This is a genomic window from Alphaproteobacteria bacterium, from assembly GCA_015231795.1.
In the GTDB taxonomy this organism is placed as follows: domain Bacteria; phylum Pseudomonadota; class Alphaproteobacteria; order Rhodospirillales; family WMHbin7; genus WMHbin7.
This window is the reverse complement of sequence record JADGAX010000002.1, coordinates 65,722-86,007: the sequence shown is the minus strand read 5'-3', so window position 1 is coordinate 86,007 and position 20,286 is coordinate 65,722. Positions and strand designations below refer to the sequence as shown.

The following is a 20,286-nucleotide window of genomic DNA, read 5'->3' as shown; positions in this document are numbered from 1 at the left end:
AGCGTGCGAACCGGATCGCGCTGGCCGCCTTGCTGCTGGGCGCGGTGGGAATCGGCTTTGCCCCCATCCTGGTCCGCCTAAGTCCGCTGGGGCCGTCGGCCACCGCCTTTTACCGCTTGCTTCTGTCCTTGCCTGTGTTGGGCCTGTGGTTGGCTTGGGAATGCCATGCCCAAAAGCGTCCACCCTTCAGAGCGAGCGACATAAAGGGCTTGTCGGTTGCGGGCCTGTGCTTTGCCGCCGATCTGGCGGTCTGGCATTGGGCGCTTTTGCTGACCAGCGTCGCCAATGCCACCTTGTTTCCCAATTTCGCGCCGATTTACGTGACGCTGGCGGGGTGGGTTTTGTTCAAGCAAGGGGTTCGCCCACTGTTCATTGCCGGGATGGGTCTGGCCTTGGGTGGCGCCGTGTTGCTGATGGGCGAGAATCTGCAATTGGGCGGCAGTCATCTGGCGGGCGATCTGCTGGCGCAACTGACAGCGGTTTTCTATGCCGGTTACATCGTCGCCGTTGGGCGGCTGCGCTCTCGCCTGTCCACCGCCGCCATCATGACGATCAGCGGTGCGATCACCACGCCGGTCCTGCTTCTGGTGGCGGTTGCGTCGGGAGAAGCCCTGTGGCCAGAACCCGGCAAAGGCTGGGAGGCGTTGATCGCCCTTGCCCTGGTGTCGCATGTCGGCGGGCAAAGCCTGATCGCCTATGCCCTGGCCCATCTGCCCGCTTCTTTCGGCTCGGTCGTTCTGCTGCTTCAGCCCCTGGTGGCGGCCTTGCTGGCTTGGACCCTGCTGGGAGAAAGCCTGACCCTGTTGGTCATGGCGGGCGGGCTGGTCATCTTGGCCGGTATACTTCTCGCCAGATTGGGAAGCCTGCCTCGGGGGAGTTGACGCGAACGTCAATCATCGCCATAACATTGGTATGACCAATTATGCGGTTCAGGAAGGCCGGGATGCGGGGCTGCTGTCCGAGCGGGTGGCGGGCCATCTGCGCCGTCTGATCGACGAGGGCGTGCTGGCGGCGGGCGAGCGGCTGCCCGGCGAGCGGCAATTGGCCGAAGCCTTGAAAGTGTCTCGGGTTTCGGTGCGGGCCGCCCTGCAAAGCCTGAAGGCCGAAGGCTATCTCGAGGCGCGCCAGGGCGGCGGCACCAAGGTTGTCTCGTCGGCGCGCACACTGGAAGCACCCCTGGCGGGCTTGGTTCGCCGTTCGCCGCAGAATCTGAAGGACTTGGTCGAGTTGCGCATGCTGTTGGAAGGCTGGGCGGCCCAGCGCGCGGCGAGGCGGCAAGATCCGGACTCGCTTCTCGCCATGGAAGACGCCGTGCGCTCGATGGAGACCGATTTCAAGCGCAAGCGCGTGGTGGCCGACGATTTGACCTTTCACAAGGCGCTGGCGCAGGGTGCTGACAGCGCCGTCTACGATCATATCCATACCGTCGTGGGCGAGGTGATGGCCGAAATGGTCACGCATCTGCGCCAGGGCGTCTACGAAACGCCCGAGGAAGCAAGACGCCTGGCCCGCCAGCATCGCGACATCCTGGAAGCCGTCAAGGCGGGCGATGGCGCCAAGGCGCAGTTGCTGATTCACAACCATCTGGGGCAGGTGCTGAAAGCCTGCGGGATGGAAGAATGACGCAATTCCTTCCCTGGCTCATGTGGGGCCTAGCGGCCATTTTCTATTGCTATGGATTCTTCCAACGCGTCGCGCCCGGCGTGATGGTGCAAGAGCTGATGCGCGATTTCGCCGTCGGCGCCACCATCACCGGCGTGTTGTCCTCGCTCTATTTCTACGCCTATGCCAGCTTGCAGATTCCCATCGGCCTGATGCTGGACCGCATCGGCCCCAGGCGCATGCTGGCCGCTTCGGCCTTGATCGCCGGGTTGGGCTGCTACCTGTTCAGCCAAGCGGGCGGGGTGGAACTGGCCTATGTCGGGCGTGCCTTGGTGGGCATCGGCACCGCCGTCACCTGGGTAGGCGCGCTGAAAGTGGCCTCCGTCTGGTTTCCCCCTAAGCGTTTTGCGCTGCTGACCGGTCTGACCATGGCCATGGGCATGGCAGGTGCGGTGGGCGGACAGGTGCCTTTGGGCCTTGCCGTGGCTGAATTCGGCTGGCGCGCAACCTTGGTGGGCACCGCCATGATCGCTGGCGTGCTGGCCGTGGCTTTTGCGCTGATCGTGCGCGACCGACCGGCCACCGCCAGCCAGCAAAGCTACGATCCCGAGGAAGGCAGCAAATTATGGTCAGGCGTGGCGCTGGCGCTGAAGGAGCCGCAAACCTATTGGACCTCGCTGTTCGGCGCCTTGCTGGCGGCCCCCATGTTGACCTTTGCAGGCCTGTGGGGCGTGCCTTACCTGATGACGCGTTACGACGTGGCAAGGCCCGAAGCGGCGGGCGCCGTTTCCTTGATGCTGATCGGCTGGGGCATCGGCTCTCCCATCTTCGGCTGGCTGTCCGACCACTGGCACCGGCGCAAGCCGCCCATGCTGGCGGCGTCGCTGGGGTCGTTGGCCATCACCTTGATCTGGCTTTACCTGCCGTTGCCGCTGTGGCTTTTGTCGGCACTGCTGCTGCTGAACGGCATCTGTGCGGGCGGCATGGTTCTGCTGTTCGCCACCGCGCGCGAACACAATCCCAATTGGGCGGCGGGGGCTACGCTGGGCATCGTCAACATGGCGGTGATGGGCACCGGCGCGATCTTCCAATCGCTGACCGGCTGGTTGCTCGATCTTGGTTGGACGGGCGATTTGTTGAATGGGGCGCGCATCTATTCGATGACGGCTTGGCAGTCGGCTTTCCTGGTTCTGCCCGCCTGCCAGATTGCTTCGCTGTTAGGCGCGCTCATGGTGCGCGAAACTTTTTGCAAGCCGCAAAAGTGACGCAGCCCGGCGCCTTGTTGTCGGCGCTGATGGATGTTGGCTTGAAAGCCGCCGATCCCCAAACCCGCTTGCCTTCCTTCCTGCCCAAACCGCCCAAGGGCCGCACAGTCGTCGTGGGGGCGGGCAAGGCGGCGGCTTCCATGGCGGCGGCGCTCGAAGCCGCTTGGCCCAAGAATGCGCCGCTTTCCGGCCTGGTGGTCACGCGCTACGGCTACGGCCTGCCTTTGAGGCGCATCGATTGCGTCTTGGCGGCCCATCCGGTTCCCGATCAGGCGGGAGAGCTTGCGGCCAAGCGCGTTCTTGCCGCCGTTCAAGGCTTGAGCCAAGACGATCTGGTGCTGGCCTTGATGTCGGGCGGCGGCTCGGCGCTGTTGGCCTTGCCCGCCCCCGGCCTGTCGGTGGACGAGAAAAGGCGCGTCACCAAAGCCCTGTTGGCTTCGGGCGCTGCGATCGGCGAGATCAATTGCGTGCGCAAGCATCTGTCGGCCATCAAGGGCGGGCGGCTGGCTGTCGCCGCTTGGCCAGCCCCCATCGTGAGTTTGGCGGTTTCCGACGTGGCGGGCGACGATCCCGCGATCATCGCTTCGGGTCCGACGGTGGCTGATCCCAGCACGGCGGAAGAAGCGCGCCGCATTCTGGATCGCTACGCCATTGCACAGCCCGTCTGTTGGAGCGAATCGCCAAAGCCAGGCGATCCGAAACTGGCAAGGGCGGATTATCGACTGATCTTGAAGCCTGCCGACATGTTGGCGGCGGTGAAAGCCAAGGCACAGGCGCTGGGACTGTCCGTTCTCGATCTTGGCGATCAAGTAACCGGCGAGGCCCGCCAGATCGCCAAGGCGCATGCCGGTTTGGCGCTGGCCGCGAAACCGGGCACGCTGATCTTGTCGGGCGGCGAACTAACCGTGACATTGAAGGGCAAAGGACAAGGTGGTCCGAACGGCGAATATCTGTTGGCCTTGGCGTTGGAGCTGAACGGGGCGGCTCAAATTCACGCCCTGTCCATCGACACGGATGGCATCGACGGCAGCCAGGACAATGCAGGCGCAAAGATCGGACCCGAGACGCTGCAAAAAGCCAGAGCGCGGGGGCTGGACGCCAGCCGTCATCTGGCCGACAACGATAGTTACGGTTTCTTTGCAGGCCTGGGCGATCTGATCGAAATCGGACCCACGCGAACCAACCTAAATGATTTACGTCTCGTGCTGGTGCTTTAAGAATCAATCCAGTATGCTGGCCTCGTCTCTCGGGGGGTCATATGCGCCGTAGCCGCAACGCAAAAATCATTGCCACATTGGGTCCTGCCAGCGCCACGGCGGATAAGATCGCCGCTTTGTTCAGGGCGGGGGCCGACGTCTTTCGCCTGAATATGAGTCATGGCTCGCATGACGAACATAAAGCCAGGCTGCAGGCCATTCGCAAATTGGAAGAAGAAAGCGGTCGCCCGATCGGCGTGCTGCTCGATCTGCAAGGCCCCAAGCTGCGCGTTGATCGTTTCAAAGGCGGGCGCGTTCAGTTGGTGAAAGACGCCGCCTTCCGGCTCGATCTCGATTCGACGCCCGGTGACGACAAGCGGGTTGGATTGTTGCATCCAGAGATTTTCGCCGCCTTAAAACCCGGCGAGGAATTGCTGCTCGACGACGGACGCTTGAAGCTGCTGGTCGAACGCTGCGGCGCCGATTATGCGCATACTAGGGTGATCGATGGCGGCGAACTGTCCGATCACAAGGGCGTCAATCTGCCCGGCGTCGTGCTGCCCTTGTCGGCGCTGACGCCCAAGGATCTTGAAGACCTGGAATTCGGGCTTGAAATCGGCGTCGATTGGATTGCCCTCTCCTTCGTTCAGCGCGTGTCGGACGTGACGGAATTGAAGATGAAGGTGAAGGGGCGTGCTGGCGTGCTGGCCAAATTGGAAAAGCCGTCGGCGGTCGAGCCTGGCGAACTTGCCGCCATCATCTCGGAAGCCGACGCCGTCATGGTGGCCAGGGGCGATCTGGGCGTCGAATGCCCGCCCGAGCGGGTGCCCATCTTGCAAAAGCAGATCGTGGCGGCTTGTCGCCAAGCCGGAAAGCCGGTGGTGGTGGCGACCCAGATGCTGGAATCGATGGTGCATGCGCCCGTTCCCACAAGGGCCGAGGCCTCGGACGTGGCGACGGCGGTTTATGACGGGGCGGACGCCGTGATGCTGTCGGCGGAAACGGCGGCGGGTGACCATCCCATGGAAGCCGTGTCGATCATGGATCGAATCATTCAAAGCGTTGAATCTGACCCTTCGTTCGAGCGGCTGCGTTCGTCGGATCAGTTGGACCCCACGCCGACCATGGCCGACGCCATCGCGAGCGCGGCGCGCCAGGTCGGGCACACGGTCAAGGCTTCGGCCATCGTGACCTACACCTCGTCGGGATTTTCGGCGTTGCGCGTGGCCCGCCAGCGCCCCGACGTGCCGATCCTGGGCTTGACCCTCAGGGCCAGCACGGCCAGACGGCTCGCCCTGGCCTGGGGCATCCACATGGTCCATACGAAGAACGACATCAAAAGCGTGGCCGAGATGGTCGAGGTGGCCACCCATGTCGCCGCCCAGGATTTCGCCAAGCGCGGCGGCCAGATCGTGATCGTGGCGGGCGTGCCCTTCGGCGCCGAAGGCACCACCAACATGCTCAGGGTGGCGAGGGTGTAGCCCAAGGGGCCGCGCGCCCGGTGGCGCGAAAGCCAAGCGAGCGCAGCTTGCGCACGGCGCCTGAGTGCAGCAAACAACGAATCACAAAGCCGCGCCCGACAATGGGGCGCGGAAGTGAAGAGAGAACCATATTTTCTTGTGGAGAGCCTTAGGACCCGTTAACCCTGGCGGGCTTTATAGCGGGGATTCGTCTTATTAATGACGTAAACGCGACCCTTCCTGCGCACGATGCGGCAGTTTTTGTCGCGCAGCTTGGCCGATTTCAGCGAGTTGCGGATTTTCATGGGACGCGTTCCAATTGTTGCCAGGGTCGAAAGAGGGGGGGACCATACAGGCCACCCCCCCGGCTTGTCAACCGGCACCGGATGAAAGTTTTTGGACCGCAAGACCCAGCGTGTTCCTACTTCGTTTCACCCAACCCCTTGGCCTGGTCGCGCAGGGCGAATTTCTGGATCTTGCCGGTGCTGGTCTTGGGCAGGTCCGAGAAAACAACGGTTTTGGGGCATTTGAAATGGGCCAGCCGGGTCCGGCAAAAGGCGATGATCTCGTCGGCGTCAGCCTTTGCTCCCGGCTTCAGGGTGACGAAGGCGCAAGGGGTTTCGCCCCACTTCTCGTCTGGCCTGGCCACCACCGCCGCCTCTGCCACCGCCGGATGCTGGTAGAGCGCTCCTTCGACCTCAATGGTCGAGATGTTCTCGCCGCCCGAGATGATGATGTCCTTCGAACGGTCCTTAAGCTCGATATAGCCGTCGGGATGCACCACGCCCAAATCGCCGGAATGGAACCAGCCGCCGGCAAGCGCCTCTTCGGTCGCCTTGGTATTTTTCAGATAACCTTTCATCACCACATTGCCCCTGAAGAACACCTCGCCCATGGTCTGGCCGTCATGCGGCACAGGTTCTAGGGTTTCGGGATGCGCCACCATCAGCCCCTCCTCGACCAGATAGCGAACACCCTGCCTTGAGTTCAAACGCGCCCGCTCACTTGCCTCAAGCCCGTCCCATTCAGGATGCCAAGCACAGACGGTGGCCGGTCCATAGACTTCGGTCAGGCCATAGACATGGGTTACCTCGAACCCCTGCGCCTCGATGCGTTCAAGCACGGCAGCGGGCGGCGGGGCGGCGGCGGTCATGATCTTGACCTTGTGCGCGAAGGCTTTGCGCTCGGCGTCGCTGGCGTTGATGACCATGCCCAGCACGATGGGCGCGCCGCAGAAATGCGAGACCTTGTGCTCTGCGATGGCGTTGAAAATATGGGGGGCGTCGATGCGGCGCAGACAGATGCTGGTGCCTGCCAGCGCCGCCAGCGTCCAGGGAAAGCACCAGCCGTTGCAATGAAACATCGGCAATGTCCACAGATAGACCGGATGGGCCGCCATGCTCCAGGTTATGGCGTTGCCCAGCGCGTTCAGGTAAGCGCCTCGGTGATGATAGACGACGCCCTTGGGATTGCCCGTCGTGCCCGATGTGTAGTTGAGCGCGATGGCGCGCCATTCGTCGTCGGGCCAGGCGAAGGAGAAATCGAGCGATCCTTGCTTCAGAAAATTCTCGTAGTCGATCTCGCCGATTCCGGGGTGATCCGCCAAGCCATCGTCGTCGATATCGATGACCGGCGGCGGATTTTCCATCATCACCAGCGCCTCGGCGGCGATGGCTGCGAAGGCGCGATCAACCAGCAGCAGCTTCGCCTCGCCATGCTCCAAGATGAAGGCGACGGTTTGGGCATCCAGGCGGGTATTGATCGAATTCAGCACGCAGCCCGCCATCGGCACGCCGAAATGCGCCTCGTAATGGGCGGGGATATTGGCGGCGATCAGGGCCACCGTGTCGCTGGGTCCCAGCCCACGCCCCCGCAGCGCCGAAGCCAGCCGTTTGCAGCGCTCGAAGGTGCGTTTCCAATTGTCTTGGCGGCTGCCATGGATCAGCGAAATCCGGTCGGGAAACACGCTGGCGGCGCGTTCCAGAAACTGCAAAGGGGTCAAGGGCGCGTAATTGGCCGCAACGGCATCTAGGCCAGTGTCGTAACAGCTTGATTTCATGAAAGTGTTCATGGCGCCGCTCCGTTGTTCGCAGCTTCAGAGTCGTTGAGAGCCGAGAAAAGGTCAATGCGCCTGACAAATGCCTAAAATCTAACCATTGACCAGGAGTGGGCCAATAATTTAAGCAACACCTCCCCGGCCAAAGGGATTGAAATCGAGCGCTCACCGCCCACTTGCTTGATTCAGGGGCCATTCGTCAGGGGCCGGGGTCTGGCCCGGTTGTTGCAATGCAATATTCAAAAGAACTGATAAAGGTTGCGTGCCCCCTATGAACGAAGCGAAGAACACCGCAGCCCTGTCCATGATCAGCTTGTATGAGATCAGCAAGCTGTTGAACAGCTCGCTCAATCTGGAAAAGACGCTGCGCGAGGTATTGAATTTGCTGTCGTCTTACATGCAGATGCGCCGCGGCCTGATCAGCCTGATGGGCGATGGCGGGCGGCTCGAGATCATGGCGGCGGCGGGCATGAGCAACGAGGCGGCGCGCCAGGGCAAGGTGCGCCCCGTGCAAGGCATGGCGGCCCGCATCTTGTCGTCGGGCATGCCGATCGTGATTCCCAATCTGAAGGACGAACCCGATCTGGCGGGGTCGGGCGAGCATGACGATTCGCTGGACGACGAGAAAGTCGCCTATATCGGCGTGCCGATCAAGACCACCGAAAAGGCTTTCGGCGTGTTGTCGATCGAGCGCGTGTGGGACGGCGCGGGCGACGTCAATTTCGAATCCGACGTGCGTTTCCTGGCCATGGCGGCCAATCTGGTCGGCCATGCCGTGCATCTGCGCCAGGCGGTGGCCAAGGACCGCGAGGCGCTGCTGGAAGACAAGCATCGCTTGCAGAAGGAATTGACCGGCAGCCGCATCGGCGCCGCCAAGGGATCGCTGCCGGAAATGATCGGCACCTCAAGCGCCATGCGCGACGTGTTCGGCGAGGTGCTGCAGATCGCCGCCAGCGCCACCACCGTTCTGCTGCGCGGCGAATCGGGCACCGGCAAGGAACTGATCGCCAGAGCCATTCACGCCAACAGCCCCAGAAAGAACGGCCCCTTCGTCAAGGTCAATTGCGCGGCGCTGTCGGAAACGCTGCTGGAATCCGAATTGTTCGGCCATGAAAGGGGCGCCTTCACCGGGGCCACGCAGGAACGCAAGGGCCGTTTCGAACTGGCCGACAAGGGCACCTTGTTCCTAGACGAGATCGGTGAAATCTCGCAGGCGTTCCAGTCCAAGCTGCTGCGCGTGCTGCAAGAGCGCGAGTTCGAGCGCGTGGGCGGCAACAAGACCTTGAAGACCGACGTGCGCCTGATCTGTGCCACCAACCGCAATCTGGAAGAGGCCGTCACCGCGGGCGAGTTCAGGGCCGATCTATATTTCCGCATCAATGTGGTGCCGGTTTTCGTGCCGCCCCTGCGCGAGCGCAAGGACGACATTCCGCTGCTGGCGCGCCATTTCCTGGAACGCTTCAACGCCGAGAACAAGCGCAAGCTGGTCATGTCGGACGACGCCTTGGAAAATCTGATGTCCTGCTATTTTCCGGGCAATGTGCGCGAGTTGGAAAACTGCATCCAGCGCGTCGCCACCACCACCAAGGGCGATGTGATCAAGGGCGCCGACCTGCCTTGCCAGAAGAATCTGTGCCTGTCCTCGGCGCTTTGGAAACAATCGGCCCCCATACGCTCGCTGTCCGACGCGCAAGACCATGACGCGGATTTCGAGGAAGAGGAACTGGCCGCCACCGGTACCGACGGCGTCGAGGCGGGGCTGTCCGGCGACAGCATGCCGTCACGCAACCGGTTGGTTCAGGCGATGGAAAAGACCGGCTGGGTGCAGGCCAAGGCGGCCCGCCTGCTGGGTCTCACGCCCCGCCAAGTCGGCTACGCCCTCAAGAAATACAACATCCCCATCAAGCGGATTTGAGGCTTCCCCTGTCGCGAGTCGGACGGCTTTGTCGGACTCACGACAGCGGCACAAAGCATAAAACGCAATACAATCAACGCACTAATGTTGGCATCCGGGTTGCAAGTGTCCCTCCAGTCACAAAGCGGTGGAGGTAGGCCGTGCAGGGTTCCGTCGTTTCACTTGCCAGCATCAAGCGCATCAACGTCCAGGATCGCCCTTCGACGGTCGCGTCTGGCTGCCCCTCCCAGGCGGGCGGCGTCGATCCGCGTGTTGCCGACCATCCCTGCTATAGCGAAGAGGCGCACCACTATTTCGCCCGCATGCATGTGGCGGTGGCGCCCGCTTGCAACATCCAATGCAATTACTGCAACCGCAAATTCGATTGCGCCAATGAAAGCCGCCCGGGTGTGGTGTCGGAAAAGCTAACGGTCGAGCAAGGATTGTCCAAGGTTATGGCGGTGGCGGCTAAGGTGCCGCAGATGTCGGTGGTGGGCATCGCGGGGCCGGGCGATTCGTTGGCCGGCGCCAGTGCGCCCAAAACCTTGGCCCTGTTCGAGGCCGTGCGCGCCCAACTGCCCGACGTGAAGCTGTGCCTGTCCACCAACGGGCTGGCCTTGGCCGAACATGTGGACCGTTTGAAGGAACTGGGCATCGACCACATCACCATCACGATGAATGCCGTCGATGCCGAAGTGGGCGAGAAGATCTATCCCTGGATTTTCTGGCAGGGCCAGCGTCTGACCGGCAGGCAGGCCGCGCAAACCCTGTTGGATCGCCAGTTGCTGGGCATCGAAAAGGCTGTTGCCGCGGGCATGCTGGTCAAGATCAATTCGGTGCTGATCCCCGGCGTCAACGACCATCATTTGCCCGAGGTCCACAAGGCGGTGCGAGCCAGGGGCGTCTTTCTGCACAACATCATGCCGCTGATCTCGAATCCCGAGCATGGAACCGTTTTCGGTCTGTCCGGCCAAAGAGCGCCCACCAATGCCGAGCTTGAGGCCGTGCAGGCGGCATGCGGCATCGACGCCAAGCTGATGCGCCATTGCCGCCAGTGCCGCGCCGACGCGGTCGGCATGCTGGGCGAAGACCGGGGGCAGGAATTCACCAACGATCAAGTGGCCGCCAAGACCGAGGTCGATTTCGAGGCGCGCGACCTTTATCGCCAACTGGTCGCCAAGGAACGCGAGGACCGCAAGCAGGCGGCCCAGCGCGCAGGGCTTGGATTGGCGCAGATGGCCCACGGCCAGAAGCGCCGGGTGGCGGTTTGCACCAAGGGCGGCGGGCGCATCAACGAGCATTTCGGCCATGCCAAGGAATTTCGCGTCTATGACGTCGATGCTGGCGGCCTTAGTTTCGTCGGCGTGCGCCGGGCCGACAATTACTGCCAGGGCGGCTGGGGCGAGGAAGACCATATGGAGGCCATCTTGGCGGCGCTGGACGGCTGTCACGCCGTGCTGGTCTCCAAGATCGGGCGTTGTCCCAAGGACGAATTGGCCAAGGCAGGCATCGAAGCGGTTGACCGTTTCGCGCTGGCCTATATCGAGGAAGGCGTTTCCGGCTGGTTCGCCGAGCAGGCGCGCAGGAACAAGATCACCGCTTAACTAACATATAAGGAGTCCGCATCATGGCTTACAAAATCATCGCCGAGCAGTGCACCGGCTGCGGGGCTTGCGAATTCGAATGCCCCAACAAGGCGATCAAGGAAAAGAGCGGCGTTTTCGCCATCAATGCCGAGAAATGCACCGAATGCGAAGGCGCTTTCGACACTGCGCAATGCGCCGCCGTCTGTCCGGTTGACGACACCTGCGTGCCGGCCTGACGGCGGATATTCAAAGTGACCCCGCCCAGCGACAAGACAAGGCTTCAAGATTGCAGTCCCTGCCCGCAGGGTCGCGATCCCGAGCGTGTCTATTGCGCGGCCGGGGAATTATGCATCCATGACGGCGACGCGCTGGTCCGAAAAAGGGCCAGCGCGATCGCCAGCGTCTTTTTGCTGCCGGGCTTGCTGAAGGATGCCGATCCGCAAGTTCGCCTGGAAGCGGGCTTACGTTTGCCCGCCAGATTGCGAAGGCGCTTGTTGTCTGATCCTGAAGCCCGTGTGCGCGCAGGCATCGCCAAGACCTTGGCGGGCGATGAACTTGGCGTGCTGCTGGGCGATCCATCCAGCTTGGTGCGCCAAGTGGCCGCCGAACGCCTGCCCACGGCGCTGCTTCCCGCGCTTTTGAAGGACGAAGATGTTTCGGTGCGCCTGATCTGCGCCAAGCGTTTGGCCCTGGAATGGTTGATCGTGATGTCCTGGGACAAGGATGCGCAAGTGCGCCAACTGGTGGCCCAGCGATTGAACCCCGAACAATTATCCGCCATGGCCCAGGATAAAGCGCAGGCGGTCAGGCGCATCGTTGCCGAACGGCTGGATCCGCGCCATCTGGCCCAACTGTGCGACGACGACGACCAACTGGTTCGAGAAACGGCAAGGCGCAGGCTGGATGCCGAAGTGGATCGGGTGCTGATGCGCCAAGGAGGTTATGATGCGTGAGGCAAGGCCAGGCGAAGAGGTCGAGATCGACTTTCCGCCGCAATTCCAAGAAGGCCAAAAGGTGCGGGCGATGGCCTTGGTGCGCAATGACGGCACCTATCCCAACGCCAGCGTCGGCGACGTGCTGATCGAGCCGGGCGCCATCGGCTATGTGCATCATGTCGGCACATTCCTGGCCCGCCATTACATTTACGCCATCGAATTCGTCAAAGAGCGCAGGCTGGTCGGCATGCGCGCCAAGGAACTGGAAGCCGTGGAGGGGTTGCGATGAAGGTGATGTTGCGAAAGCACGGCGAGGGCATTCAGGCCTATGTCCCCAAGAAGGACATGGAGGCCAATGTGGTCGAGATGGAAAAGCCCGGCATGTGGGGCGGCTGGATCAAATTGACCAACGACTGGGTGTTTGAATTGCCCGATCTGGCCTTGGATACGAAACTGCCCATCACCGTCGAGGCCAAGCGGCTGGCGGGCGAATGACGCAAGCCCTGCTTACATCTCTGGCCGGGGAAATCAAGACAGGCGGGCGTATTCCATATCTGGGGCCGTTGCTGCTTTCGCTGCAAAAAACGGCTTCGCCGTTGCCCGATTCCACCTTGTCGTTGGCCAAGGCCCTGTCAGCCATCGTGGCGGTTCCCGGGCGCATCCGCCATAATGTTTGGTCCACCGCCCAGTATGTGGAAACGCACCGCCATCGCATGACGCTGGACCGGGCGCTGGGGACGATCTTCGCCAAACCGCCTGAACCCTTGCCATTTCATCGCAAGTTGGCCGGGCTGGACGCTTTGCCGATGATCGTCGATGCCTGGTACGACAGCGCCGCCTTCATGGCGCTGGAAGGCTTGCCGGGCCGGGGTATGGTGCAGGGCGTCACCAAGGCCGATCAGGTCAAGGATTGCTGGAACCGCTGGTACGAAACCAGCGGCGGGGAAACCGATGCCCAGGCCGGGGCCGCTTGGGCGCAACTGCTTTACAAGCCGCATGGCTCGGTGGCGCCCAAGGTCAATATGCTGGTCTCGGACGCTGATTATGTGCAGGTGCTGGCCGAGATCGACATCCAGACCCCGATCCCCGAAGAGGTGCAAAAGCGCCGCACAGGCCGCTCGTTCCTGTTTCTGGGCTGTCGCTTTCGCGATCAGATCGAACGCGACTTCGCCCGCCAGATCATCAAGCGCTCTGGCACCGGCCATGTGGCGGTGATCGAGGGCGAGTTGACGAAGAACGAGACCCGCTTTCTGGAAGGACAGGGGATTGCCCGAATCGATGTGCCGCTGGCCGATGCGATTTCGGTCCTCGAAGCGGTTCTATAACTAATAATCTGATGACTAGCTCATAAATTAGTCATATTATAATGACGCTTAAAAAATAAGCACAGATCGTCGAGGAGTGCGGCGAAACGGGAAACCAGGGGAGGATTCTCGACATGGCGGAACCAGAGCGAATTGTCGAATTGTCGCGTGCCGTAGCCGAAATTGCCGGGGACAAGATCAAGGTCATCAAAACCGTTACCGGGGCGACCAAGATTTTGGCCTTGAATGCGCTGATCGAAGCCAGCCGGGCGGGCGAGGCGGGCAAGGGCTTCGCCGTGGTGGCCAGCGAGGTGAAGACCATCTCGACCCAGATATCCAGCGTCACGCAGGAGTTGGAAAACGAACTGACCAGCCGGGTTCACGAATTGACCACGCTGGGCGAGTTGATGGTGTCGCATGTGCGCGGCACCCGCCTGATGGATTTGGCCTACAATATGATCGAACTGATCGACCGCAATCTTTACGAGCGGTCCTGCGACGTGCGCTGGTGGGCGACCGATTCGGCCATGGTCGATTGCCTGGGCCAGGGAACGACGCAAGCAGCCGACTGGGCCTCGCGGCGTCTGGGCGTGATCCTCGATTCCTACACGGTCTATCTCGATTTGTGGGTGGCCGACGCCGAGGGTCGCGTGATCGCCAACGGGCGGCCCGAGCGCTATCGGGCCATCGGCGCCGACGTGTCGCGCCAAGCCTGGTTTCAGGACGCCATGAAAACCAGGGACGGCAACGAATTCTCGGTGGCCGACATCGAAATCAACCCCGTTCTGGGCGGGGTGCCGGTCGCCACCTATGCCACGGCCATTCGAGAGGGCGGACACGCCAGCGGCAAGCCTTTGGGCGCGTTGGGCATTTTCTTTGACTGGGAGGCGCAGGCCCGCACGATCGTGGAAGGCGTTCGCCTGACGCCCGAAGAGAAGGAGCGCAGCCGCTGTCTGCTGATCAATTCGGGCGGGCGGGTCATCGCCGCCTCCGACGGAAGGGGCGTGCTTGCCGAAACCTTCAATCTGCGCCGGGAAGGCGGACAGCCCATGGGCACCTATCAGGCCGACCAGGGCCATATTGTGGGCTACGCCTTGACCCCAGGCTATGAGACCTATCAGGGGTTGGGTTGGTACGGTGTGATCGTCCAAGAACCCTTGCCCAGCTGACCGCGACGCCTTAGTTGCTTGCCAAGCCGTCCCGAACCCCCTAGGTTTGCGCCCCGAGCGGATGCAGACCAGGAACCGCTCTAGAAATTTGATTTAGGGATCGGTCCACGACATAATCCAGGCCTCAATTGGCCCAGATCATTCGATCGGACCCTAAGCGGGGTGTAGCTCAGCCTGGTAGAGCGCCAGCTTTGGGAGCTGGATGCCGGAGGTTCGAATCCTCTCGCCCCGACCAGACATTACGTGGGAGTTTGCGATGCAGGTTCGCATCTATCGTCCGGCCAAATCGGCCATGCAGTCGGGACAGGCCAAGGCAAAGGACTGGATCCTCGAGCACGAGCCGTCGGCCCCCAAGAAAATCGATCCCCTGATGGGTTGGATCGGTTCCGCCGATACGCAAAGCCAGGTGCGCCTGACCTTCGCCAGCCTGGATGCGGCGCTAGACTACGCCAAGCGCATGGGGTTCGAAGCGTCTGTCTGCGCTCCGCACGAGCGCGGCCACATCATCAAGAACTATGCCGACAATTTCCGCTACGACAGACCGGCCTGATTTGCTTCCGGCTGCTAGGCAAGCGCCCTTAGCTCAGTTGGATAGAGCAACAGCCTTCTAAGCTGTGGGTCAGTGGTTCGAATCCACTAGGGCGCGCCATTTCTCCTTTTTGGATAAATTCTGCGCCCGCATTTTTGGACGGAAGCGCACAGTCTAGATCATTCATCCACGGCGAATGATATTTGCATGGCGGAGCGTATGAAGGGGGTCTGCGCATACGTTTTCGTCTTTACGTTGTGTTTTCCAGCTAGTAGCATTCGTTCTAATCTATGCTGGTAGGGGGTAAAAATGAGCGGCAGAAAAGTGGCGTTCCCGGGCTTGGTCGTCGCTTGCTTGCTGGTTGTTGCGGCGCTGCTCTTTTGGCCACCGGGACCTTCCTTAGAAATCGAAGCGCCGGCACAGACAGCAGAAGCGCTCCATGCAGTAGATGCCGCCCAGCAGGAAACGTCCGAACCCAGCGAAGCAAGCTCGGATAGTTCGGCGTCGCGGCCCGACATGGCCTTCGACCGACTGGCGCTTAACACCAGCGGCAATCAGCCCGAGGCCTGCCTTTCCTTCACGCAGGAATTGTCCGATAAGCCTGAGACCAAATACGCCGACTATCTGAAATTCCAGCCAACCGCCCAGCCCTCTTTCAAAATCGATGGCAAGAAGCTGTGCCTGGGCGGCCTGTCGTTCGGGCGCGACTATCGCGTCACCATTGCACCCGGCCTGCCCTCCAACTGGGGCGACAAGACGGCGAAACAGGAAACGGTTTCGATCACCTTCGGCGACTTATCACCCATGGTTGCCTTCAGCGGCGGCGGCTGGATCCTGCCGCATGTCGGCTCGGCAGGCGTCGCCGTCGAGACGGTCAATGTTGAACGCGTGAAGATCCAAGTGATCCGAGTCAATGACCGCTCGCTTCCTTACGAACTCAGGAATAATTGGAATTCGAACAAACTTTATACTTACGCCGTCGAAAGCCTGTCGAGCAGCAGCGGGCGAGTTGTTTGGACTGGCGAAATGCAGGTCGACAGAAAGCCCAACGAGAGGGTTAGCACCGCATTTCCGTTGTCCGAGGCATTGAAGGAAAGAAAACCCGGCGCCTATGTCTTGGTCGCCGAAAATGCTAGTCAGACGGCCCGCTCGAACAATGATTACTGGTCCGGCAAGGCCGCGCAGTGGGTCATCGACACCGACATCGCGCTGACCACACTGTCGGGCGCCGATGGGCTGCATGTGATGGCCCGTTCGTTGGCCAGCGCGAAGCCCATCCAGGGTGTGCGCGTAGCCCTGATCGCCACCGACAAGGAGGAATTGGCCACCGTCACGACCGATGGACAAGGGCAGGGCGTTTTTCACTCTGGGCTGTTGAAGGGCAAAGGTGGGGCTAGGCCCAATCTGGTGATGGCCTACGGTTCGTCAGGCGATTTCGCCATGCTTGATCTCAATCGCCCGGCCTTCGACCTGTCGGATCGCGGCGTTTCGGGGCGCGCCATGCCGGGTCCGTTTGACGTTTTCCTTTATGCGGATCGTGGCATTTACCGCCCCGGCGAGACGGTACATCTGATGTCTCTGTTGCGCGACCAGCAAGCCAAGTCGGTCGAAAACGTTCCCCTGGTTCTGGCGTTGGTCAAGCCGAATGGCGCCGAGTTCCGCCGCTGGACACTGGAGCCTAAGCCCGAGGGCGGCTTCGCGCTCGACTTTAATTTTCCCGCCACGGCGTCGCGTGGACTGTGGAGCGTTCAAGCCTATGTAGATCCAACCTTGCCGCCCCTGAACCGGATCGAGTTCGACGTTCAGGACTTCGTGCCTCAAAAGATGAAGGTGACGGCGAAATCGCCCTTGAAGTTTATCGAAAATGACAAGTCGATCGAGGTCAATATCGATGGCCTGTTCCTCTATGGGGCGCCTGCCGCCGGGGTAAAGGGCGAAGCGGAACTCATCGTTCAGGCCGATCCTCAACCCTTCCCTGATGCCAAGGGGTATCTGTTCGGTCTGGCTGACGATCCGTTCAGGGAAAAGAGCTTCGACTTCAAGCTGGACGAAACGGATGCCAAGGGGGCGACAAAATTGTCCGTCCGCTTGCCCGAGTTGCCGAAGACCACACGGCCGCTAAAAGCCAGGATCGAGGCGGCTCTGTTCGAGCCGGGCGGACGCGTGGTCAAGGACAGGCTGAATCTGCCCATTCGCTTGGCCCCGGTTTTGGTCGGCATGAAGCCCATGTTCAAGGATGGGCAGGTGCGCGAAGGCAGCGACGCCATCTTCGAAATCCAGGCCTTCGATGCCGAAGGCAAGCCGATTTCCCGCAAGCGATTGGAATATAGCTTGATCCGCGAAGTCACCGACTATGACTGGGTCAACCGTGACGGGCGTTGGCAATATTTCGCCAACAGGCGGGACGTCAAGGCGGATGCCGGAAGCCTTTCGCTTGAGGGTGGACGGCAGGGCCAGATCAAGCTGCGCCCAAGCTGGGGCCGCTATCGTCTGACGGTAAAGGATACAGAGTCCGAGTCCATCGTTTCCACGCGCTTCTGGTCCGGTTGGGCACCCTCCGAGGCTGGCAACGAAACGCCTGACAAGATCGAGGTATCGGTCGAAAAGGAGGCGTACCGTCCGGGCGACACGGCGCGTCTTCGCATCATGCCGCCATTCGAGGGCGAGGTATCGGTGGCCGTCGCCACGGATCGCATTCACGATCTGAAGACTCTGCATGTCGGAGCCGAGGGGGCGACCGTGGAATTGCCCGTGCGCGCCGAATGGGGTTCGGGTGCTTATTTCCTGGTATCCCTGTACCGCCCCGTCTACAGCGCCAACAAGCGCGACCCGGTGCGGGCGGTGGGGCTTGCCTATGCCGCAATCGACGCAGCCTCCCGCAAACTTGGCGTTGCCTTCGCAACGCCAGAGATTGTGCGCCCGCGCCAGCAGGTCGAGGTTCCCGTGACTGTCGAGGGCGCTTCCAGCGAAACGGTTTACATGACGCTGGCCGCCGTGGACGAGGGCATTTTGCAACTGACAAAGTTCAAGTCGCCCGATCCCTTGAGCCACTATTTCGGCAAGAGGCGCATGGCGCTCGACATGCGAGACGATTACGCCAAGCTGCTTGATGGCAACAAGGCCAAGGCGGGCGCCTTGCGTGAAGGCGGCGACAGTTTGGGCGGTGTCGGTCTTCCCGTGGTGCCGACCAAGACGGTTGCCTTGTTCTCTGGTCCGGTCAAGCTGGACGGTTCGGGCAGGGGACGCGTTAAATTCGACGTTCCAGACTTCACTGGGCAGTTGCGCCTGATGAGCGTCGCCTATGGCAAGACGAAACTGGGCCAGGGCGAAGCCAAGCTGATCATTCGCGATCCAGTGGTGGCCGAAGTGGTGCTGCCGCGTTTCCTGGCCCCCGGCGACAAGGCCCGGGGCACCTTGATGATGCACAATATCGAGGGCGAAGCTGGAACTTTCACGATCAGGCTGAAAAGCGAAGGATCGCTGGAACTAGAGGATGTCAAGGAACTGACGTTCGATTTGGCCAAGGACGCCCGCAAGGTCGAAACCTTCCCGATCAAGGGCGGCGCGGATGGTATCGGCAAGCTGTCACTCTCATTGTCTGGTCCAGGCAAGGCGTCCTTGGAACGCTCGTGGCAAATCGCCGTTCGTACCGCCTGGCGCCCGATCGCCATCGAAGAGGCGGGACCGTTGTCGCCCGGCGAGTCTATCATCCTCACCTCAAAGTCGCTTGATCCCTTCGTGCCAGGAACGGCGAAGCTGAAGGCTAATTTCAGCCAAGGCCTGCGCATTGATTTGCCCGGTCTGATGCAGTCGCTGACCCGCTATCCTTACGGCTGCACCGAGCAGACGGTCAGCACGGCGATGCCGCTTCTTTACGTTGACGATGAAAGCCTTGTCGCAGAAGTGGGAGGCAATGGCGGCAAGGATGGCGATATGGGGCTTCGCCAGCGCGTTCAGGCGGCGGTTGACCGCGTTCTGGACCGTCAGGACGAAGAGGGCGGCGTTGGACTTTGGCAGGCCGGGGACCAGTTGGCCGATCCCTGGGTCGGCGTCTATGCCATCGATTTCCTGACGCGCGCCAAGGAGCAGGGCTATGCCGTTTCCGACCTCGCCATTCAGCGCGGGCGCAACTGGTTGATCCAGGCGGCCAGGGGGAATGTCGAGTTCCGCTCGTATTGGCAAGACCAGCGCAAGGGAATCCCCAATTCCCGGGCCTATGCCCACTTCGTTCTTGCCCGCATGAAGGCCGACGACATCGGAGCGCTTCGTTATATGCACGATGTCGAGATGCCGCAGATCCTTTCGCCTCTGGGGCGGGCGCAGCTGGGCGCGGCGCTGGCCATTATGGGGGATCGCATGCGCGCCGAAAGCGCCTTCAATGAAGCCGAGAAAGTGGTGAATGGCCAGAATGGCTGGGGCGACTATTATGCTTCGACTTTGCGCAACATGGCGGGCATGACGGCGGTGGCTTACGAAGCAGGCTTGGCCGAGCGCGGGATGGCGCTGGCCGCCAAGCTGGAAACCGTAATGAAGCCATCGGATCAATTGAACACCCAAGAGAAGCTCTGGGTGGTTCTGGCGGCACAAGCCGCTACCAGAAAGTCGGCACTGCAATTGGCCGTCAATGGCGAAGCCGTACCAGCCGCAAAGCCGGGGCCGAAATCGCTGTCCTTCCCGGATTCTGTTCTGAAAAAGGGCGTATCGGTCGCCAACAAGGGCGATAAGCCGGTCTGGCGGTCTGTCGTCACCCATGGTGTACCCAGGCAAGCGCCGCCCGTTCTGTCACAAGGCGTCGGACTGACCAAGAAGGTGCTGAACCTTAAGGGAGAACCGGTTTCGCTGGAGGATCTGCGGCAGAACGACCGCGTGATCGTCGTTCTTGAGGGGGCTACCGGCAAGGCGGCCTATCGTCAGCTTGTATTGGTCGATATGCTGCCTGCGGGTCTGGAAATCGAGGCTCCGGTAACTGTCAATGCAGCAGGAGGCTCGGATGCTTATCTGTGGCTGGGCGGATTAAGCCGAGTCAGAATGCGTGAGGCGCGCGACGACCGTTTTGTCGCTGCCATCGATGTGAATGAGTCCTCTGCCAACGATTACGGTTATACGCCTGTCGCCTCCAATTCACTTGGCAAAGGTTGGTTCCGCATCGCCTACATCGCCAGGGCGATCACTCTGGGCGGCTTTGTCATGCCGGGCGCTGTCGTCGAGGACATGTATCAGCCCCAAACCATGGCGACCACCCCAACCCAGAATCTGACGGTCGCGCCGCCGCAATGAGGTTTCAAAAGCC

General features: G+C 61.4%; 17 protein-coding genes and 2 tRNA genes. 17 read left to right on the top strand and 2 right to left on the bottom strand.

The window, feature by feature from the left end; translation table 11 throughout:
• Positions 1-20 precede the first annotated feature (20 nt).
• The 5 genes from HQL44_04660 to pyk are packed head-to-tail and all read left to right on the top strand — an operon-like array spanning position 21 to position 5,544.
• Positions 21-881 carry a DMT family transporter gene (locus HQL44_04660; protein ID MBF0267860.1) on the top strand — a complete coding sequence of 287 codons (861 nt, stop codon included), beginning with the start codon at positions 21-23 and terminating at the stop codon, positions 879-881.
• Between the two features lie 31 nt (positions 882-912).
• Positions 913-1,623, top strand: coding sequence for a FadR family transcriptional regulator (locus tag HQL44_04655; GenBank protein ID MBF0267859.1), 711 nt, complete (start codon positions 913-915; stop codon positions 1,621-1,623).
• Positions 1,620-2,867, top strand: a complete 1,248-nt coding sequence (locus HQL44_04650; protein ID MBF0267858.1) for an MFS transporter — start codon at positions 1,620-1,622, stop codon at positions 2,865-2,867. The genes HQL44_04655 and HQL44_04650 overlap by 4 nt, the downstream gene beginning before the upstream one ends.
• 29 nt (positions 2,868-2,896) lie before the next feature.
• A complete protein-coding gene (locus HQL44_04645; protein MBF0267857.1) occupies positions 2,897-4,084 on the top strand; it encodes a glycerate kinase in 1,188 nt (395 codons plus the stop codon).
• Positions 4,085-4,125: 41 nt separating this feature from the next.
• Positions 4,126-5,544, top strand: coding sequence for a pyruvate kinase (gene pyk / locus HQL44_04640; GenBank protein ID MBF0267856.1), 1,419 nt, complete (start codon positions 4,126-4,128; stop codon positions 5,542-5,544).
• A 158-nt stretch (positions 5,545-5,702) separates the two neighbouring features.
• Here the strand turns inward: pyk and rpmJ are convergent, their stop codons facing one another.
• Both rpmJ and HQL44_04630 read right to left on the bottom strand, forming a co-directional pair.
• Positions 5,703-5,828: a 50S ribosomal protein L36 gene (rpmJ, locus tag HQL44_04635; protein ID MBF0267855.1), complete on the bottom strand. Its 126-nt coding sequence runs from the start codon at positions 5,826-5,828 to the stop codon at positions 5,703-5,705.
• A gap of 116 nt (positions 5,829-5,944) precedes the next feature.
• On the bottom strand, positions 5,945-7,582 hold the full coding sequence (locus HQL44_04630; protein ID MBF0267854.1) for an acyl-CoA synthetase: 1,638 nt from the start codon (positions 7,580-7,582) through the stop codon (positions 5,945-5,947).
• Positions 7,583-7,850: 268 nt separating this feature from the next.
• Here HQL44_04630 and nifA point away from each other — a divergent pair, with 268 nt between their 5' ends.
• The 12 genes from nifA to HQL44_04570 all read left to right on the top strand — a co-directional run bounded on the left by nifA (position 7,851) and on the right by HQL44_04570 (position 20,273).
• Positions 7,851-9,494, top strand: a complete 1,644-nt coding sequence (nifA, locus tag HQL44_04625; protein MBF0267853.1) for a nif-specific transcriptional activator NifA — start codon at positions 7,851-7,853, stop codon at positions 9,492-9,494.
• Between the two features lie 140 nt (positions 9,495-9,634).
• Positions 9,635-11,077: a nitrogenase cofactor biosynthesis protein NifB gene (gene nifB / locus HQL44_04620; GenBank protein MBF0267852.1), complete on the top strand. Its 1,443-nt coding sequence runs from the start codon at positions 9,635-9,637 to the stop codon at positions 11,075-11,077.
• Positions 11,078-11,100: 23 nt separating this feature from the next.
• Complete coding sequence (locus HQL44_04615) at positions 11,101-11,295, top strand: 4Fe-4S binding protein (protein MBF0267851.1); 195 nt, start codon at positions 11,101-11,103, stop codon at positions 11,293-11,295.
• 15 nt (positions 11,296-11,310) lie between these two features.
• Positions 11,311-12,012, top strand: a complete 702-nt coding sequence (locus tag HQL44_04610; protein ID MBF0267850.1) for a hypothetical protein — start codon at positions 11,311-11,313, stop codon at positions 12,010-12,012.
• A complete protein-coding gene (locus HQL44_04605) occupies positions 12,002-12,283 on the top strand; it encodes a nitrogen fixation protein NifZ (protein MBF0267849.1) in 282 nt (93 codons plus the stop codon). The genes HQL44_04610 and HQL44_04605 overlap by 11 nt, the downstream gene beginning before the upstream one ends.
• Positions 12,280-12,489, top strand: coding sequence for a putative nitrogen fixation protein NifT (gene nifT / locus HQL44_04600; GenBank protein MBF0267848.1), 210 nt, complete (start codon positions 12,280-12,282; stop codon positions 12,487-12,489). The genes HQL44_04605 and nifT overlap by 4 nt, the downstream gene beginning before the upstream one ends.
• Entirely contained in the window at positions 12,486-13,319 is an 834-nt protein-coding gene (locus tag HQL44_04595) for an SIR2 family protein (GenBank protein ID MBF0267847.1), read from the top strand. Before nifT ends, HQL44_04595 begins: the two co-directional genes overlap by 4 nt.
• Before the next feature lie 113 nt (positions 13,320-13,432).
• The gene (locus HQL44_04590; GenBank protein MBF0267846.1) at positions 13,433-14,467 is read left to right on the top strand and encodes a chemotaxis protein; all 1,035 of its coding nucleotides are present in this window, start codon (positions 13,433-13,435) and stop codon (positions 14,465-14,467) included.
• A gap of 158 nt (positions 14,468-14,625) precedes the next feature.
• Positions 14,626-14,702, top strand: a tRNA-Pro gene (locus HQL44_04585).
• A 21-nt stretch (positions 14,703-14,723) separates the two neighbouring features.
• Positions 14,724-15,017: an ETC complex I subunit gene (locus tag HQL44_04580; GenBank protein ID MBF0267845.1), complete on the top strand. Its 294-nt coding sequence runs from the start codon at positions 14,724-14,726 to the stop codon at positions 15,015-15,017.
• A 22-nt stretch (positions 15,018-15,039) separates the two neighbouring features.
• Positions 15,040-15,116, top strand: a tRNA-Arg gene (locus HQL44_04575).
• A 189-nt stretch (positions 15,117-15,305) separates the two neighbouring features.
• Positions 15,306-20,273 carry an alpha-2-macroglobulin family protein gene (locus HQL44_04570; protein MBF0267844.1) on the top strand — a complete coding sequence of 1,656 codons (4,968 nt, stop codon included), beginning with the start codon at positions 15,306-15,308 and terminating at the stop codon, positions 20,271-20,273.
• Positions 20,274-20,286 lie beyond the last annotated feature (13 nt).

Excerpts from the sequence above, each read along its gene's own strand:
- HQL44_04630 (MBF0267854.1), bottom strand. The coding sequence starts at position 7,582 with ATGAAATCAAGCTGTTACGACACTGGCCTAGATGCCGTTGCGGCCAAT.
- pyk (MBF0267856.1), top strand. The coding sequence starts at position 4,126 with ATGCGCCGTAGCCGCAACGCAAAAATCATTGCCACATTGGGTCCTGCC.
- rpmJ (MBF0267855.1), bottom strand. The coding sequence starts at position 5,828 with ATGAAAATCCGCAACTCGCTGAAATCGGCCAAGCTGCGCGACAAAAAC.
- HQL44_04645 (MBF0267857.1), top strand. The coding sequence starts at position 2,897 with ATGGATGTTGGCTTGAAAGCCGCCGATCCCCAAACCCGCTTGCCTTCC.
- HQL44_04650 (MBF0267858.1), top strand. The coding sequence starts at position 1,620 with ATGACGCAATTCCTTCCCTGGCTCATGTGGGGCCTAGCGGCCATTTTC.
- HQL44_04570 (MBF0267844.1), top strand. The coding sequence starts at position 15,306 with ATGAGCGGCAGAAAAGTGGCGTTCCCGGGCTTGGTCGTCGCTTGCTTG.
- HQL44_04655 (MBF0267859.1), top strand. The coding sequence starts at position 913 with ATGACCAATTATGCGGTTCAGGAAGGCCGGGATGCGGGGCTGCTGTCC.
- HQL44_04580 (MBF0267845.1), top strand. The coding sequence starts at position 14,724 with ATGCAGGTTCGCATCTATCGTCCGGCCAAATCGGCCATGCAGTCGGGA.
- nifT (MBF0267848.1), top strand. The coding sequence starts at position 12,280 with ATGAAGGTGATGTTGCGAAAGCACGGCGAGGGCATTCAGGCCTATGTC.
- nifA (MBF0267853.1), top strand. The coding sequence starts at position 7,851 with ATGAACGAAGCGAAGAACACCGCAGCCCTGTCCATGATCAGCTTGTAT.
- HQL44_04605 (MBF0267849.1), top strand. The coding sequence starts at position 12,002 with ATGATGCGTGAGGCAAGGCCAGGCGAAGAGGTCGAGATCGACTTTCCG.
- HQL44_04615 (MBF0267851.1), top strand. The coding sequence starts at position 11,101 with ATGGCTTACAAAATCATCGCCGAGCAGTGCACCGGCTGCGGGGCTTGC.
- HQL44_04595 (MBF0267847.1), top strand. The coding sequence starts at position 12,486 with ATGACGCAAGCCCTGCTTACATCTCTGGCCGGGGAAATCAAGACAGGC.
- HQL44_04590 (MBF0267846.1), top strand. The coding sequence starts at position 13,433 with ATGGCGGAACCAGAGCGAATTGTCGAATTGTCGCGTGCCGTAGCCGAA.